This window comes from Neiella marina, assembly GCF_002165625.1.
In the GTDB taxonomy this organism is placed as follows: Bacteria; Pseudomonadota; Gammaproteobacteria; order Enterobacterales; family Neiellaceae; genus Neiella; species Neiella marina.
Map to the genome: position 1 here is coordinate 1 of NZ_NGNS01000024.1, position 16,347 is coordinate 16,347.

General features: G+C 49.8%; 15 protein-coding genes. 4 read left to right on the forward strand and 11 right to left on the reverse strand.

The genetic code is table 11. The features are described 5' to 3' along the window. Positions 1-160: 160 nt before the first annotated feature. The 4 genes from rpoH to ftsY form a co-directional block, all read right to left on the reverse strand. A complete protein-coding gene (gene rpoH, locus CBE68_RS15540) occupies positions 161-1,018 on the reverse strand; it encodes an RNA polymerase sigma factor RpoH (RefSeq protein WP_229744782.1) in 858 nt (285 codons plus the stop codon). A gap of 177 nt (positions 1,019-1,195) precedes the next feature. Beyond that, positions 1,196-2,176, reverse strand: coding sequence for a permease-like cell division protein FtsX (gene ftsX / locus CBE68_RS15545; protein WP_087507020.1), 981 nt, complete (start codon positions 2,174-2,176; stop codon positions 1,196-1,198). Beyond that, positions 2,173-2,853, reverse strand: a complete 681-nt coding sequence (ftsE, locus tag CBE68_RS15550) for a cell division ATP-binding protein FtsE (protein ID WP_087507021.1) — start codon at positions 2,851-2,853, stop codon at positions 2,173-2,175. The genes ftsX and ftsE overlap by 4 nt, the downstream gene beginning before the upstream one ends. Beyond that, positions 2,853-4,034, reverse strand: coding sequence for a signal recognition particle-docking protein FtsY (ftsY, locus tag CBE68_RS15555; RefSeq protein WP_087507080.1), 1,182 nt, complete (start codon positions 4,032-4,034; stop codon positions 2,853-2,855). The genes ftsE and ftsY overlap by 1 nt, the downstream gene beginning before the upstream one ends. Before the next feature lie 299 nt (positions 4,035-4,333). Between ftsY and rsmD the strand changes: the two genes are divergently transcribed. After that, positions 4,334-4,834: a 16S rRNA (guanine(966)-N(2))-methyltransferase RsmD gene (rsmD, locus tag CBE68_RS15560; RefSeq protein WP_371870517.1), complete on the forward strand. Its 501-nt coding sequence runs from the start codon at positions 4,334-4,336 to the stop codon at positions 4,832-4,834. On the opposite strand, the gene CBE68_RS15565 is transcribed toward rsmD, so the two are convergent. From CBE68_RS15565 to CBE68_RS15585, 5 genes are all read right to left on the reverse strand, one after another. Then, the gene (locus CBE68_RS15565) at positions 4,810-7,941 is read right to left on the reverse strand and encodes an efflux RND transporter permease subunit (RefSeq protein WP_087507023.1); all 3,132 of its coding nucleotides are present in this window, start codon (positions 7,939-7,941) and stop codon (positions 4,810-4,812) included. The two genes, rsmD and CBE68_RS15565, sit on opposite strands and share 25 nt — an antisense overlap. After that, positions 7,938-8,996, reverse strand: coding sequence for an efflux RND transporter periplasmic adaptor subunit (locus CBE68_RS15570; RefSeq protein ID WP_087507024.1), 1,059 nt, complete (start codon positions 8,994-8,996; stop codon positions 7,938-7,940). The genes CBE68_RS15565 and CBE68_RS15570 overlap by 4 nt, the downstream gene beginning before the upstream one ends. A gap of 69 nt (positions 8,997-9,065) precedes the next feature. Further along, a complete protein-coding gene (locus CBE68_RS15575) occupies positions 9,066-9,635 on the reverse strand; it encodes a YjaG family protein (RefSeq protein WP_143824592.1) in 570 nt (189 codons plus the stop codon). Positions 9,636-9,638: 3 nt separating this feature from the next. Further along, complete coding sequence (locus CBE68_RS15580; protein ID WP_087507026.1) at positions 9,639-9,956, reverse strand: putative signal transducing protein; 318 nt, start codon at positions 9,954-9,956, stop codon at positions 9,639-9,641. Next, a complete protein-coding gene (locus CBE68_RS15585) occupies positions 9,956-10,552 on the reverse strand; it encodes a YhgN family NAAT transporter (RefSeq protein WP_087507027.1) in 597 nt (198 codons plus the stop codon). Before CBE68_RS15585 ends, CBE68_RS15580 begins: the two co-directional genes overlap by 1 nt. 232 nt (positions 10,553-10,784) lie before the next feature. Here CBE68_RS15585 and CBE68_RS15590 point away from each other — a divergent pair, with 232 nt between their 5' ends. After that, entirely contained in the window at positions 10,785-11,108 is a 324-nt protein-coding gene (locus CBE68_RS15590; protein WP_087507028.1) for a DUF1820 family protein, read from the forward strand. Here the strand turns inward: CBE68_RS15590 and CBE68_RS15595 are convergent. Further along, positions 11,105-12,241, reverse strand: a complete 1,137-nt coding sequence (locus CBE68_RS15595) for a methyl-accepting chemotaxis protein (RefSeq protein WP_087507029.1) — start codon at positions 12,239-12,241, stop codon at positions 11,105-11,107. The two genes, CBE68_RS15590 and CBE68_RS15595, sit on opposite strands and share 4 nt — an antisense overlap. A gap of 146 nt (positions 12,242-12,387) precedes the next feature. After that, positions 12,388-13,869, reverse strand: coding sequence for a phospholipase D family protein (locus CBE68_RS15600; protein WP_087507030.1), 1,482 nt, complete (start codon positions 13,867-13,869; stop codon positions 12,388-12,390). A 54-nt stretch (positions 13,870-13,923) separates the two neighbouring features. Between CBE68_RS15600 and CBE68_RS15605 the strand changes: the two genes are divergently transcribed. Together CBE68_RS15605 and glgC are read left to right on the forward strand one after the other, a co-directional pair. Beyond that, positions 13,924-14,772 carry an endonuclease/exonuclease/phosphatase family protein gene (locus CBE68_RS15605; protein ID WP_087507031.1) on the forward strand — a complete coding sequence of 283 codons (849 nt, stop codon included), beginning with the start codon at positions 13,924-13,926 and terminating at the stop codon, positions 14,770-14,772. A gap of 296 nt (positions 14,773-15,068) precedes the next feature. Further along, the gene (gene glgC, locus CBE68_RS15610) at positions 15,069-16,298 is read left to right on the forward strand and encodes a glucose-1-phosphate adenylyltransferase (RefSeq protein WP_087507032.1); all 1,230 of its coding nucleotides are present in this window, start codon (positions 15,069-15,071) and stop codon (positions 16,296-16,298) included. The last annotated feature ends 49 nt before the right edge of the window (positions 16,299-16,347 follow it).

Here is a 16,347-nt window from a genome sequence, read left to right on the forward strand (position 1 = left end):
CTAATTTAAAGCCCAATGTATAGTCGCGCTGAGTGCGCTTTCTTTTTGAAGCAATTCGCTTTTCCATCATAGGTCTCCAACGTGTAAACCTATTTCAGGACGGGACATGACAATAAAAAAAGGCGCGTTAAGCGCCTTTTTTGTGTTCGAAGCAAATGATTTAAGCTGCCATAGCGGCTTTGAGCTTTTTCATCGCGTTCTTTTCTAATTGCCGCACGCGCTCGGCTGATACCTGATATTTGTCGGCCAATTCTTGCAGTGTGACCTTGTTGTCTTCATCGAGCCAGCGAGAGCGAACGATGTCTTGGCTGCGCTCATCCAACGATTGCATGGCTTCGGTCAGCGCGCCGTAGGCATGTTGTTCCCAGTTGCTAGTTTCTACATGCTGAGCAACATCGGATGACTTATCTTCTAAATACAGCACCGGCGCATACGAACCTGTGGCGCTATCATCTTCGTCATTGGCCAAGTCAAATGATTGGTCGTGAGAACTCATACGAGATTCCATTTCGACCACTTCCTTGGTACTAACCCCAAGTTCATTGGCAACGGTTTGTATTTCGTCTTGGCTGAACCAGCCAAGGCGCTTCTTGTTCTTGCGTAGATTGAAGAAAAGCTTGCGTTGCGCTTTGGTGGTCGCCACTTTGACGATGCGCCAATTACGCAATACGTACTCGTGGATCTCAGCTTTAATCCAGTGCACAGCGAAACTTACCAAACGTACACCGACAGTTGGGTCGAAGCGTTTGACAGCTTTCATGAGCCCAACAGTGCCTTCTTGCACTAAATCAGCTTGCGGTAAGCCATAGCCAGAGTAGCCACGGGCAACATGGACAACAAAACGCAAGTGCGACATGACTAGCGAACGTGCCGCTTCCAACGAGCCAGTTTCCTGTAACTCATGGGCGAGCTCCCGCTCCTCTTCGGCGGTGAGCATAGGCATGCTGTTGACGGATTGAATGTAACCATCCAAGCCACCTTGTGGAACAGTCAGTGCCATTGAAGAAGAAATGCTCATTTGCTGATTGACCTCGTCGAATCGAATTAGGACTAACTTTAGCACTCATACGCCGAGAGTGCTAAAAACGATCTATACCTAACTGGGACCGAATTTGCAACGTAAGGTTCCATTTGTCGCTAAAGCTGTGTGGTGGCGCGGCTTGACGGGCGATTGTTTATACAGCTTGCGGTGCCACTATGAGGTTGGTTCGATAGCGCGAATGTGCTGCTGCACCGATAGCCAAGATCCCAGCAAACCCATGCCTGAAGCGATGATCACTAACAACAGACTCTCGTTTGGTTGCAGTCCTTCGAGGACAATTGGGTAGTCGTACAGTTGGGTGAGGGTATTGATGGCACTCTCGAGCCACCAAAGCAGGAGAGTTGTAACAATCCATGACAAAAACGCGCCAAACACGCCATACCAAACGCCAGCGTAGAGAAAGGGACGCTGAATGAATTGGTCGGTGGCGCCGACCAATTTCATGACTTCAATCTCAGTTTTGCGGCTAACAATGGAAAGCCGAATGGTATTGCCAATGACCAGAACAACAGAAAAACACAGCAGCGCAGCGAGCGCGATGAGGGTATCTTCCACTACGGAAACCATCGCATTGAGCCGTTCAAGCCATTCTATATCTAGTTTCACCATGGCAACTGCATCCAGCTGTCGCAATTCATTAGCGAGTGCTTCTGCTGCCGATGCGGTTTGTTGCGCTGCTGCTGGTTCCACCACCAAAACATCGGGTAGCGGGTTGCTATCAAGGTAATTTAACGCATTGCCGAACCCTGAGGTTTCTTTAAACTCAATGAGGGCATCGTCTTTGCTGTACCAATCGACACGATTGATGGTTGGCCAGTTGACTAATTCGGCAACCAGCTGATCAACATGATTGATGTCGATGTTCTTCTTTAAGAACACAGATATTTGTGCCGGATTATCCCATTTTGCTGCGACTTGCGCGCCGTTCTTACTGACTAAGTAAAAAGCGGCAGGCAATGACAAGCTAAAACCAAGCACTAGCATGGTCATCAAAGATGGTCCTGGGGTGCGCCATAAATCGCCCAGGCTGGCAGTGGCTTGGCGCATGTGGCTGATCCACCAACTCGCAACGCGTTGGCCTATTGATAGTTTACGATCGGTTGCACCGCCGCGGCGCTCGAATAGCAAACTCATAATTGATGCTCCGCGATAAGCCCATCATTAATCATGTGGCCGTCGCGCAGTGTTAGCGTGCGGTAGCGCATGCGGGCGATCAGCCCCAAATCGTGGGTTGCAATCAGAACCGCGACATCAACGCGATTAAACTCTTCAAACAATCGAAGAATTTCCATCGACAGCGCTGGATCAAGATTACCGGTTGGTTCGTCAGCCAGGATAATTGGCGGCTTGTTGACTACCGCGCGGGCAATGCCGACCCGTTGCTGCTCGCCCCCTGAGAGCATACTGGGCAGTAGTCGCTCCTTATCAAGCAATCCCACCTTATCTAAGGCGGCAGCGACGCGTTTACGGATTTCTTGATGGGGGTAGCCTTCAATAACTAGCGGCAACGCGACATTGTCAAATACCGGCCGGTCTGTAAGTAGTCGGTGATCCTGAAAGATAATGCCAATGTCTCGTCGCACCAGCGGAATGTTGCGGCGAGTGACAGTGTTCAAGCTATGACCGTTGATAAAGACATTGCCGTGACTTGGTCGCTCAAGTAGGGCAATGAGCTTCAGCAAGGTACTTTTGCCTGCACCGGAATGACCGGTAAGAAATGCCATTTCACCCTTTTTTAAGTGAAAACTGACATTCTTCAGAGCATGGTGACCTGAACTGTAAACCTTATCAACGTTATCAAAGCGAATCATTAGGCGTTATCTTGTTCGTCCTGACTGAATAGTGCATCAACAAATTCTTTGGCTGCAAATGGTCGCAAATCATCAATTCCTTCACCGACGCCAATGTAGCGTATCGGAATATTGAACTTGTCGGCAATGGCGAAGATCACACCACCTTTCGCAGTGCCATCCAGTTTGCTCAAGGTAATACCAGTTAGGCCGATGGCATCATTAAACAACTGAGCCTGTGATAGTGCGTTTTGGCCAGTGCCGGCATCCAATGTCAGCATCACTTCATGCGGGGTGTTGGCATCAAGCTTCTGCAGCACGCGAACAATTTTCTTCAGTTCTTCCATCAAGTGCGCTTTGTTTTGCAAACGGCCCGCTGTATCGGCAATCAGCACATCGACATTGCGCGATTTGGCCGATTGCAAGGCATCGTAAATCACCGAAGCACTATCAGCGCCGGTGTGCTGCGCAACTACCGGCACGTTGTTACGTTCACCCCATACTTGCAGTTGCTCTACCGCTGCGGCGCGGAATGTATCACCCGCCGCCAACATCACGCTTTTGCCCTCGCGCTGGAATTGTTTGGCCAGTTTACCAATGGTGGTGGTTTTACCGACACCATTGACGCCGACCATGAGCAACACAAAAGGGCCGTCGGCAGTCGTTTGTAGCGGTTGGTCAACTGGCGCCAGCAAATCGGCCATCTGCTGCTTCAACACACCGTACAAAGCCTCACCGTCAGTCAACTGCTTGCGATCCGCGTGTTGAGTGAGGTGATCGATGATCTTGGTTGTGGTGTCGATGCCAACATCGGCCATCAGCAACTGAGTTTCTAACTCCTCATAGAGGTCGTCATCAATCTTCTTGCCAGCGAAAAGGCTGAAGAAGCCGCTACCAATATTGGATTTAGTCTTCTTTAATCCTTGCTTTAAGCGAGCGAAGAACCCAAGCTTTTCTGGCTCTGGCTCTGGCTCTGGCTCTGGCTCTGGCTCTGGCTCTGGCTCTGGCTCTGGCTCTGGCTCTGGCTCTGGCTCTGGCTCCGCCACAGGCGCTGGTGCTTCAGCAGGCTCCGCTGTGGTTTGTGGTTCAGCTTCGGCTTCCGCCGATTCTGCCGTTGGTTGGTCGTTTTCAACTGTTTCAGAGGTTTCGGTTTTATCCTTGCGGAACCAGGAAAACAAACCTTTGTTCTTTGATTTTGCCATGTTAAATGAACCCACCCCATGATTCCGTGTGATGACGGTGAGGGTTAAGAAAAACTGGTAGAATACATCCGCCTAGCTGCAGGAGTGCAATCAAAGCCGACGCAAATATTACTTATGTGATGCGGATGTTACCTGCTTCTGGCGCTTTTTTCATCCTGCGAAAGCTAGTGCCTTGTTACAGCAATAATTGAGAGTCACCACAACTGATGCGGAAAAAGAACAGCCGAACCAATAAAACCCCTACCAACGCAGGGCAAATACGAATTATTGCTGGACAATGGCGAGGTCGGAAGTTGCCGGTGCATGACTTACAGGGTTTGCGGCCTACCACTGACAGGCAGAAAGAGACCTTGTTCAATTGGCTGCAAGGGCAAATCGATGGCGCCCGGGTGCTTGATTTATATGCAGGGGCAGGAGGCCTTGGATTTGAGGCGCTATCGCGCTATGCCGACTCGTTAGTCGCTGTTGAAAAAGATCGCGCTGCCGCCGAGCAACTAAAAGCTAATGCGCAAACCTTGCAGGCTTCCGCTCACGTCGTGCAGACCGATGTATTGGCATTTTTACAGCAACCACCAACGACAGCATTCAACTTGGTGTTTATTGACCCGCCATTTCAGCGGGAGTTGCTGGCGCCGACGTTGACACTGCTGAGCCCGTGGTTAGCAGAACAAGCTTGGGTCTATTGCGAAACTGAGGCCGGTCTAGCGGTGCCACAACTGCCAGCTAACTGGCAGCTATGGCGCGAGAAGGTGGCGGGGCAAGCCCACGCCCGCCTTTATTTGGTCGAATCTTGCGATTGAGTGTTGCTTGCTTCCATCGCCGCCAACTGTCGGTCAAGCTCATGACTGACATCGTCTGGTGAGCCGCTACCGCGGGCCAACAAAGCGTACACCGATGGCACAATAGTTAGGGTGAATGCGGTGGCAACGACAATACCTGTTAATACCACCACGCCAATTACAATGCGGGTTTCACTGCCTGCTCCGGAGCTAACTACCAATGGTAAGGCGCCCAGTGCGGTGGTCACTGCGGTCATTAAAATTGGCCGCAAGCGCTGTCCCGCTGCTTCGATAATGGCATCCTCAAACGCCATTCCTTGGTCGCGCAATTGGTTGGTAAATTCAACGATTAAAATACCATTTTTGGCGGCCAAGCCAATCAACATGATAATGCCAATCTGGCTGTAGATGTTGAGCGATTGGCCGAATAAGTAGAGCCCAAGCAAGGCACCAAAAATCGCCAGTGGCACGGTAAGCATGATCACCAGTGGGTGAATGTAACTTTCAAACTGCGCCGCCAATACCAAGAACACCACCAGAAGTGCCATGGTAAAGACAAAGTAAATTGAGCCGCCAGATTCCTGATAATCTTGCGATTGCCCTTTGTAGCTAATCATGGCGTCGGCTGGCAGATAGGTATGGGCGATGTCATTAAGGTAATTTAATGCTTCGCCCAAGGTGTATCCGTCTGCCAAGTTTGCTTCCAGGGTGATGGCTCGCATCCGGTTGTAGCGATTCAACGATGTCGCATCGGCAAATTCTTCGACTGTCACTAAGTTAGAAAGTGGGATTAGCTCGCCAGTGTTGGCACTACGGACATACATGTTGGTCATGTCTGTCGCAGAGTTTTGTCGATCGCGCTCACCTTCAAGAATGACGTCATATTCTTCGCCGCGCATCATGAAGGTGGTGACAACGCGAGAGCCTTGCATGGTCTCAAGGGTGCGACCGATTTCAGAGACCGAAACCCCTAAATCACCCGCTCGCTCGGTATCTACAACCACGCGCAGCTGTGGCTTGGTTTCTTTAAAGTCATGATCAAGACCAACCAAGTTAGGGTTCTTACTCGCTTCGCGGATCATAATATCTCGCCAACGAGCAAGCTCTTCGTAATCGCTACCACCGAGGACAAATTGCACCGGTTTGCCGACACCTCCGCCCAGAGCTTGACGCATAATGGGGAAAGCGCGGACACCGGCCAAATCACCAATTTTCTGATTCACTTCGCCCATCAACTGCCAGGCACTTGGTCTATTTTCCCAGTCATTGAGAACCAAGATGGCAAAGCCGCCGGAAAAGTTGGAGGTGCTGCCAAATGAACGAGGGGTGCGGATGAGCAAACGTTTGACGTCACCGCGTTCCGCCATTGGCATCAACCGGCGCTCAATTTCGTCCATGTAGTTCTTGCTGTACTCATAGGTTGCGCCTTCATGAGCGCTAACAATGATAAAGAAAGCGCCACGATCTTCTCGCGGGGTAAATTCTTCCGGTACATGTTTGAACAGCAAGGTTACAGCGCCGATGGCGGCAATGATGATGGCAAACGTAATCCACGGCTTACCAATGCGGTTGCGCAGGCTTTGTTGATAAGCGCGGCGAACTTTGTCGAGACCAACATCCATTTTGCGGGTTAGCCAACTTGGTTGCTCATGAGGTTTGAGGAGCTTAGAGCACATCATTGGCGACAAGCTCAATGCCACTAAGCTGGAGAAACCCACTGCCGCTGACATTGCCACGGCAAACTCAGTAAATAGCTTACCGATGTCACCTTCGAGGAAGGTAATTGGCAGGAATACAGCAATCAATACCAAAGTGGTTGCTACTACAGCAAATGATACTTGGCGAGCGCCAAGGTAGGCGGCGACTAACGGGGACTCGCCAGATTCGATCCGTCGATGAATGTTTTCTAACATCACGATGGCATCATCTACCACCATGCCGATGGCCAGAATCATTGCCAGCAAAGTCAGTAGATTAATGGTGAAACCGAGCAGATATAGGATGATGAACGTGCCCATCAGCGACACGGGCACGGTCAATGCAGGAATTAGCATCGCGCGCATGTTGCCAAGGAATAGCAGGATCACCAAGATCACCAAACCCATGGCAATGAATAGGGTTTGATACACCTCGTCGATGGAACGCTCGATGAATACTGAGGAGTCGTAACTGTTGATCAGCTCCATGCCCTCAGGTAACTGCTCGTTGACCTCAATCGCGAGCTTGCGAACAGCGATCGCGACTTCCAACGTGTTGGCTGTGGATTGCTTGGTAATACCCAAGCCAACCATTGGCACGCCATTGCCACGAAATGATTTGCGCTGCTCAGAGGGGCCAATTTCAACCCGAGCAACATCTCGCATTCTGACGAGGTAATCGTTGTCGCCGCGTTTAATAACAAGGTTGGAAAAGCCTTCGGCGGTATCGTAAGCCCGTTGAATTCGAACCGTAAACATCATGTTGTCCGATTCGATGTTACCGGCGGGTAATTCGACATTTTCCCGTCGCAACGCCGCTTCAATGTCGTTGACGGTCAAATCGCGTGCCGCCAAGGCTTCGCGATCAAGCCAAATGCGCAATGAATAGTCTAATCCGCCACCGATGCGGACTCGAGCAACGCCGTTGATGACACTGAACCTGTCTTCAAGGTATCGTCTGGCATAGTCGGTGAGCTCCATCAAGTTCATCCGATCAGAGGTCAGGTTGAGCCACATGATGGTGTCATCATCAGCACCAGCTTTGGTCACTTCGGGTGGATCGGCCTCATCCGGCAAGTTATCAAGAATGCGCGAAACGCGTTCGCGAATATCGTTGGCTGCAGCATCAATATCGCGCGAGATATCAAATTCAATAGTGATACGAGAGCGACCGTCTTCACTACTTGAAATAATATTGCGAATACCCTCCACGCCAGCAATGCGATCCTCGATTCGCTTAGTGATACGGCTTTCTACAACTGACGCGGATGCCCCTCGATAATCGGTACTAATGGATACCACGGGAGCGTCAATATCGGGGTATTCGCGCAACGGTAATTTGTCGAACGACACTAAGCCAAAGGCCAGCAGCAGCAAGCTGATGACCGAGGCAAAAACTGGTCGTTTTACTGATAGATCAGTCAGAATCATGACGCATCCTCACGCCAGTCCTCATTTTGAATCATTACTTTCGAGCCGATACGAACCTTCAGTCGACCCTCGATAACAACATTTTCATCGGTTTCAATACCGCTAGTGATCTCGACCATGCCATCTTGACGCATGCCGATTTGCACTTGTTTTTGGCTGACGGTGTTGCTGTCATCGACCACGTAGACAAAGTGGTTGTCTTGCAACATCAGTAGTGCCTGTTCCGGCAGTGCGACCACTTCATTGCGAGCGCGAATGACTTGAACTCTTAACAGCATGCCTGGGCGCAATGCATTGTCTTTATTGTCAATCAATGCTCGTACGCTGATGGCACGAGTTACCGGATCAATGCGAGTTGCGAGGCTGCTGACTTGACCTTCAAATACTCGTTCTGGGTAGGCAGCGCTTGTTGCTGCGATGGTGGTACTTGGCTGTACTGCAGTCAGAAATCGCTCAGGGATTTGAAAATCGAGTTTTAATACGTTGATGTCATCGAGCGTGGTAATGACGGTACCCGGAGTGACCAGAGCACCATTACTCACCTGACGGAAACCGAGTTGACCGGCAAAGGGCGCAGTAATGATGCGATCATCGAGATTTGATTGCGCTTCGGCAACTCGGGCTTCACCCACATCAATGAGCGACTGCAGCCGGTCGAGTTCAGAACTGGCTACGGTGCGCTGTCGGACCAAGTCTTCAATTCGCTTGTATTCACGCTGTTGCTCTGCCAAGTAGACTTTGGCAGCTTGTAGTTGCGCTTGCTGCTCACCACTTTGCAAGCGCACCAAAACTTGTCCTTGTTTGACCTGTTGGCCATCGGTAAAGCGAACTTCAACGACTTTGTCGGTGGTGTTCGCCGTGACTTCAATATTGCTGTTTGCTTGCAACGTGCCCAGTGCTTCAAAGCGGTCTTCCATAATCATCGGCGTCAACGGTGCGACGACAACCGATGCCGCGGGACGTTGACGTTTTTCGACTTGCGCGTTTTGCTGGTAACGCCAGTACACAGCGCCAGCTACGGCAATAATGATGAGCGCAACGACAATGCGTTTCATGAGTGAGTATCCTGTCTATGGTAGTCGATGTATTTTATTGTTTTGTTTGTGTTTGCTTTCGCTTGAGTCTTAACGCTCAATACCAATACTGCTGACACCCTGCTCTCGGATCAGTTGTCGCAGTTGTTTGTTGTGTTGATAGTCGAGCTTCGCTTTATTCTCTACATGGGTAAGGATTTCATCTTGGCTATCGTGCTCGAACACCATCAGCGGATGGCTACTGAGCTTTTCGTTTTGGTCTAACTCACTGGTGGCTTCGATGAAACGAGCGACACTCGCTCGAGACAACCGACTGATACTAACCACTTGCTCCGCATCTTTTTGAATCAACAATTGCAAGCAGTGATCAACGGCCAAAGCCGCATCAAGGCCTAGAAAACAACCTAAGCTGTCGTCAATGCTCGGATCTGGCATTAGCTCTTGTAGCTTTTCCGCTTGCTTAACAAAGTCGATGCGGCTCCCCGCCACGGTTAAGTGTTCCCAAACGGTATCAAGAATTGCTCTGGCTTTGCGCCCCGCTTCACTATCGTTTGCCTCTGCGAAGAGCTGAAAGTTGGGCAGCATGCGCTCAGCGATTGCCGCGCAATAAGCGGCTTGTTGCCAACTTTGAAGTTCTCTTAGCTGATCATTAAATGCCATCAATTACTCGCTCCGGTTTGCGATATGTCCGCACTGCCAGCATTGATCGAAGCTAGCAGGATTCTGTTCCTGGCATTGGCTACATTGCCAATTACCTTGTGATGATTGTTGTTGCCACTGCTCGAGTTGTTGCTTGGCCTCTGGCAACTGTTGTTCGTCGACCCAAATTTCAATTTGTAGAAGATCTGCTGGCAGTTCGCCGATGGCGCCGCCCAGTGCTTCACCACGCAACTCGGCGGCAATACCGCAGTGGCTTAACAAACCACTTAGCAAGTTGGCTTCGATACTGTTGGCCGCTTGATAAAGGCGCACTTTACTCATCAGTGCATACTCGCTTCGAGGTAATCAGCAATGCCGTCGAGGAACATTTGTACACTGAGCATCACTAGAATCATTCCCATTAGTTTTTCCATCGCAGTCAAACCGCGCTCGCCAAGCCATTTATGAAAGTTCTGCGAGAACAACAAAATCAAGGTTGTTGGCACCCACGCCGCAAACAGCGCCAGCGTCCAGTCAACCATTCTGCTCGGTTCTTGATTTGCAAGCAGCAACAACGCTGCCAATATCGATGGTCCGGCTACTAATGGAATCGCCATTGGCACGATCAAAGGCTCTTCACCGGCGGCAAGGCCAATGACACCACCGGGCTGTGGGAAGATCATTCGAATCGCAATCAAAAACAAAATGATGCCGCCGGCAATACTGACCGCTTCTTGTTTTAAATGTAAAAAAGACAAGATCGCCGAACCGGTGTACAAAAATACCAACATGATGGCGAGTGCGATGAGCAGTTCGCGCAGCAGCACGATGCGGCGCCGCTTGGGTTCAACCTGCTTCAGAATCGACATGAACACAGGCAAATTGCCCAACGGATCCATGATCAGAAACAGCATGGCCGCGGCCGATAAGGTTTCCATTTCTACCTCAACAAAAACATTAGTCTGATACCCACCCTGTTGACCGAGTTAGGCAATAGAGCGGTATTAATGGCTCGCGAGTCTACCAGACAAGATTAAAAAAATGCCTGAAGTCGTTAGGGTTTGCATAACAATTACTGTAAACAATTGTAAGCAAGAATAGCGAAACTTGGTGGTGCTTGTTGGCAAGCGGATCAGAGATTAGAATGGCGGCCAACTTTTGGAGGAAGCCATGTCTGAATCAACGCCTTTGTACCGCGTTCAATTTGTCGTCAACGGTGAGCAGTACCAACTGTTTGTTCGTGAGGTGGTGCAAGGCAGCTTATGGGGCTTCATCGAAATCGCTGACTTCGTTTGGAATACTCAATCGGAGCTGCTAGTCGATACCGCCGAAGAACGTTTGAAAAGTGAGTTTGACGGCGTCAAACGCACTTACTTGCCGATGCACAACGTATTGCGTATTGATGCTGTTGAACATCGCGGCCGTGCCAGCATCAAGCCGGTGTCAGACAAAGTGGCCCAGTTTCCCGGGCCGGTTTACACCAACAAGCCTTAGCGGTTGGCTTGCTGCAATTGCTCGACAATGCGGCGTAATGAATTGGTTTCACCTGCCAGCTGCTGACCATTGTCGCTAGCGACCTGAATATTGCCGGAAACACTATCCGACAAAGCCTGCAACGAGCTGACGTGATTGCTCGCTGTTTGCGCTACCTGTTGCTGAGTATTGGCATGTTCGGCAATTTGGTTGTTCATGTCACTGATGGCCGTGACATTGGCTCGAATATGCTCCAGCGCATCACTCACCTTGGCTGACGTTTCGATAGTCTGCTGCGCTGCTTGCTGACTTTCCTGCATCGCCGCGTTGGCTTCAGTGGATGCTTTTTGCAGCTCATTGATGATGGTTTCAATTTCTTCTGTCGAGTGTTGGGTCTTTTGCGCCAGTGAGCGAACTTCGTCGGCAACGACCGCGAACCCCCGTCCTTGTTCTCCTGCTCGCGCCGCTTCAATGGCCGCGTTGAGCGCCAACAAGTTGGTTTGTTCGGCAATGGAGCGAATGACGGTTAGCACCGAACTAATATTGTCGCTGTTGTCGCGCAAGGTTTCGACTTTGTTGGCGGTGGTATCAATTTGCTCGGTAAGCTGATTGACGGTATCCATCGAGCTGATCACAATGGCGGCGCCGTCATCGGCAAACTTACGTGTGCTGGTGGTTTGGCTAGCCGCATCTGTGGCATTGGTTGCGACTGCCGCGGCATTGCTATTCAACTGTTCCAATGTTTCCGATAATGCTGATAGCTCGCGCTGCTGTTGGCCATTTACGGTGAGAGTATTATCACTGGCAGCGGCCATACTCTCGGCATTGAATTCGACTGTTTCGCTGAGGTTTTGTACTTGCTCAGCGATCTGCTCAAAACTACTTATTTGTTGAGCTTGCAGAGCCTGAACCAGTTGCAATGGATCACTCGGCGCTGAGGTTAACTTGCTGCTTGCTGCCAGTTGCCGCAGTGGTGAGAGCAACCATTGCCCCAACCCCCATTGTAATGCTAACCACATTAAGATGACTTGCACCAACAGCAGTATCAGGCCATGAGCCCAAGACATGCCGTCGATCATAGCGAGTGCCAAAAACAAAGGGAGAGCTATGGCAACGCCACAAATTGTGGTTACACGCAGTCCTAGGCCATTCATGTCGCGATTCCTTACAGCAGAAGTTGAACCTTAGTGGCTCTTATAAGTGGAGCTATTATCGACATTTTTTCCGCAGTCTTAAGCCTTTCTGAGATTTATTCTTGCATGATGTGAAGTAAATCATTGGCGCTGGCAACTGGAAGTGCTCAAAGCTGCTTGTGAATCGGTAACCAACTAAACAAGCGCGCAATCATTCGGCGCCAGCGTGTGGTCTCTGGCTCATGACGTTTGAGTTCGGTTTGGCCTCGTCGACAACGGCGCCAAAACAAGTAACCAAATCGACGACTGACCCGCCAACTATTGCCGGATTGGATATGACTGGCAAATTCCGCCAATACTTGGGCGGTGAGTTTTTCACAATCAATCAGCAAACCCATTTCGGTATTTAAATGAATGGAACGAGGGTCGGCGTTGTGAGTGCCGATAAACACTTTGCGGTCATCGAATATCAGGGTTTTGCTATGCAGGCTGTAGCGCGATGGTGCGGGAGGCTGGAATTGCGCTGAGGGTGACAACTCATAAATGGTTGCTCCGAGAGCCAGCAGTTGCTCGCGATAGGCCATGTAGCCGCCGTGAGCAATCAGCACATCATTGCTGGCCAATGAGTTAGTCAAAATTGTCACCTTGACGTTGCGTTGGCGATATTGCCGCAATAAATCCAACATACCTGGCGTGGGTATTAAATAAGGTGACATCAAGTAAAGGTTGCCGGTTACTTGTTGCAGTGCCAACAATAGCGGATCATCACTGGCTGCAGGCTTACGCCGCCCGGTTTGCACTTTGTCAGGGGCGTCATAGAGCACTTCGGCTTTCGCCCAAGTCAGTTGCTCAGTAATCGCCGGTACTTGCAACTTGGCCAGTTCTTGCAATCGAGCGACGTGGCCATAACGACGTGAGCGTTTGAACCGTCGCAGCATGACTTGCAGGCGCTTACGTTGGCGAATAGGCAGACTGACCTTCAACAATGAGCCAACAGGAATGGCCCAGCGGCTGTTCCAAAAGTCATCAAATGCGGTGTGCATCGCTGAAATGACGTTGCCAACGGCGAGTAAGTCTAAATCCCGAAAAGTCACTTGGCTGGAGAGACCGAAGTAATTGTCAGAGATATTTCTACCGCCACAAAGTGCCACTAATGAATCAACCAAAATCAGTTTGTTGTGCATGCGATGGTTGACTCGATCATTGCGCAGCCACTCGAGGGGACGAGTCAACGGTGTCATGCGTCGCGATTCAAATGGATTGAACAGACGAATTTCAATATTAGGGTGCAGATCCAACGCTTGAGCATTGAGATCAGCATCAAAGTGAATATCATCAATAAGCAGTCTAACTCTGACGCCCCGGTCTGCAGCAGCGATGACGTGTGACATCAGCAATGAACCGCTGCTGTCATCGAGCCATTTGTAGTATTGCAAGTCGAGGCTGTGGTCGGCTTGGTCAATTAAGGCAAGGCGGATGGCGAGCGCTTCGTCATCTCGACTAATCAAGCGAAAGCCAGCTTCAGGCCGATTGAGCAGCTGCTGGCTGGCAAGTTGTTGGCCGATGCGACATTGATAATCCGCTTCATAGGCGTAACTGGCTTTACTCTTCCAGTTTCGAGGGATGCGAATAATGCTCGACGATTTCATACCTTTTGATCACCTGGCTAATTTCAAATGCTGTGATTTGGAGATTGCAACCCAATGAACACAACGATGTGGCTATTGCTGGCTGCGTTAAGTTGGCCTTGGCAACTGCCCGATAGCAATCAAGTACTTGATAATAACGGAGACACCGTTGCTGGTGAATGCATGGCGAGTGATTTTGTCGCGCAGGCTGATGACCATGCATTCAACAGCGTACAGACGCTACCTGAGGAATTTGAGTTATTAGTATGGAATGTCTACAAGCAAAGTCGCACTAATTTGGTTCAACAACTGCGTACTTATGCTGCCAGCGCCGATGTCATGGCTTTGCAAGAGGTGGTCGCTGATTCTCAATGGCAAAACGTTGACTTTTTAAAGCCTTGGTATCGTTACCAAGCCGTCGCTTTTGACATGTTACGAAACGGCAATTACGGCGCCGCAGGAGTGAGTACCATATCGCGAATACCGGTGGTCGATATATGCGGCTGGTGGGCACCAGAACCGTGGCTGCCCTTCCCCAAAACGGCGCTGTTGTCAGCCTTCCGGTTACCTTCTGAGCAATTACTGTGGCTTGTCAATTTGCATGCCATTAATTTCACCGTTGGCACAGAAGAATACTTGGCGCAACTGATTGGCATCATCGGTGTATTAAATCTCCACTCAGGTCCCATTATTGTTACAGGAGACTTTAACAACTGGAGTGAATCGCGGCACCATGCAGTCAAACAATTACAAACTGAATTGAATCTAAAGGCTGTCACTTGGACGCCTGATGTAAGGGTTCGTTTTTTTGGTCGTCCTATCGATCACGTTTTCTATCGTGGCTTGAATGTTTCAGCAGCTGTTGCTGAAACCTCTGATGCATCTGATCACGGTCCGTTGCGGGTCCGCTTTAAATTGAACTGATTGGAGAGTTGTTTAGTGATCGGTATCACCTTCTATCTTGTGAAGATCAAAAAGTGTGATATGGTTAACACTTTAAACCTGCCTCAAATCAATTTGCGGTTTCGATCGGGCACGGATAATAACTCGGTAACTAGGCTTCAAACAGCTGAAAATGCTGGCTTCTGCGCAATCGAAACAAATCCATACTAACATTGGTAGATTAATTCGTTTGTAACGTAATGGAGCACATAATAATTGCTTGTGGGACCGGTTTCTCGGTCTTGCTTTTGACTTAGATTGAACAAAAAGGAGAAGTCATGTCTGGAATTTTGTCCATGATTTTGGCAGGGGGTGAAGGTACTCGATTATCACCATTGACGGGAATTCGAGCGAAACCGGCGGTACCTTTCGGGGGTAACTACCGCATTATTGATTTTGTACTGAACAACTTCGTGAACTCGGATTTGCTTCAGATATTCGTATTAACTCAGTTTAAGTCGCACTCGTTGATGAAGCATATGTCGCGAGCCTGGCAAGTGTCGGGCCTGACGAATCGTTTTATTGACCCGATTCCTGCCCAGATGCAAACCGGCAAAAACTGGTACATGGGTACGGCAGACGCTATTTATCAAAACTTGCATTTGATTCGCGGCCTCGACCCTGAGCACGTTTGTATCTTTGGTGGCGACCACATCTACAAGATGGATGTGCGCCAGATGATCAATTACCATCACAACAAAGAAGCAGTGTTAACCGTTGCAGCCATTCCTGTTCATATCAGTGAGGCTGACCAGTTCGGCATTATCGAGATTGACGAAAGCGGTCGCATGATTGGTTTCGAGGAAAAACCAAAAGAAGATCCTAAGACTATTCCTGGGCGCCCGGACATGTGTTTGGCGTCCATGGGCAACTATGTCTTTGAAGCAAAAACCTTGGTCAATAGCTTGGAAGAGGATGCTGAGCAAGTCGACTCGAAGCACGATTTTGGCCACGACATCATTCCTAAGCTCTACCCTCAGGGCAAAGTCTATGTCTACGACTTCTCTACTAACGTGATTCGTGGCGAGCCTGATTACGCCCGCGGTTACTGGCGTGATGTAGGTACGATTGATGCCTACTTTGAAGCCAACATGGACCTGATTCAGATTCAGCCGCCAATTAACCTGTACAACAAGTTCTGGCCATTACGCAGTTATCACCCAGCGGTACCGCCAGCCAAGTTCGTGCACGACGAAACCAACCGTACCGGTCAAGCGATTTCGTCGATGGTAGCGGCAGGTTCGATCATCAGTGGTGCGATTATTTACAACAGCATCATTGGTCATAATGTTCACATTCACAGCCACTCATACGTTGAGAAGTGTGTGATCATGGGTAACAACGACATCGGTGAAGGATGCCGTATTCGTCGCGCCATCATCGATAAAGATGTCCAGATTGCTCCTGGCACAGTGATTGGTGAAGACCCTGAGTCGGATCGTAAGCGATTCCATGTCTCCGAAGGTGGTATCGTGGTGATACCGAAAGGAACAAAAATCGGCTTTTAATGATTAAAACCCCGGGCACTCCCCGGGGTTTTTTCTATCATTACCCCTA

Bases quoted from the DNA above. Each gene is read 5' to 3' on its own strand.
- rpoH (WP_229744782.1), bottom strand. From the start codon at position 1,018: ATGAGCATTTCTTCTTCAATGGCACTGACTGTTCCACAAGGTGGCTTG.
- ftsX (WP_087507020.1), bottom strand. From the start codon at position 2,176: ATGAGTTTGCTATTCGAGCGCCGCGGCGGTGCAACCGATCGTAAACTA.
- ftsE (WP_087507021.1), bottom strand. From the start codon at position 2,853: ATGATTCGCTTTGATAACGTTGATAAGGTTTACAGTTCAGGTCACCAT.
- ftsY (WP_087507080.1), bottom strand. From the start codon at position 4,034: ATGGCAAAATCAAAGAACAAAGGTTTGTTTTCCTGGTTCCGCAAGGAT.
- CBE68_RS15565 (WP_087507023.1), bottom strand. From the start codon at position 7,941: ATGATTCTGACTGATCTATCAGTAAAACGACCAGTTTTTGCCTCGGTC.
- CBE68_RS15570 (WP_087507024.1), bottom strand. From the start codon at position 8,996: ATGAAACGCATTGTCGTTGCGCTCATCATTATTGCCGTAGCTGGCGCT.
- CBE68_RS15575 (WP_143824592.1), bottom strand. From the start codon at position 9,635: ATGGCATTTAATGATCAGCTAAGAGAACTTCAAAGTTGGCAACAAGCC.
- CBE68_RS15580 (WP_087507026.1), bottom strand. From the start codon at position 9,956: ATGAGTAAAGTGCGCCTTTATCAAGCGGCCAACAGTATCGAAGCCAAC.
- CBE68_RS15585 (WP_087507027.1), bottom strand. From the start codon at position 10,552: ATGGAAACCTTATCGGCCGCGGCCATGCTGTTTCTGATCATGGATCCG.
- CBE68_RS15590 (WP_087507028.1), top strand. From the start codon at position 10,785: ATGTCTGAATCAACGCCTTTGTACCGCGTTCAATTTGTCGTCAACGGT.
- CBE68_RS15595 (WP_087507029.1), bottom strand. From the start codon at position 12,241: ATGAATGGCCTAGGACTGCGTGTAACCACAATTTGTGGCGTTGCCATA.
- CBE68_RS15600 (WP_087507030.1), bottom strand. From the start codon at position 13,869: ATGAAATCGTCGAGCATTATTCGCATCCCTCGAAACTGGAAGAGTAAA.
- CBE68_RS15605 (WP_087507031.1), top strand. From the start codon at position 13,924: ATGAACACAACGATGTGGCTATTGCTGGCTGCGTTAAGTTGGCCTTGG.
- glgC (WP_087507032.1), top strand. From the start codon at position 15,069: ATGTCTGGAATTTTGTCCATGATTTTGGCAGGGGGTGAAGGTACTCGA.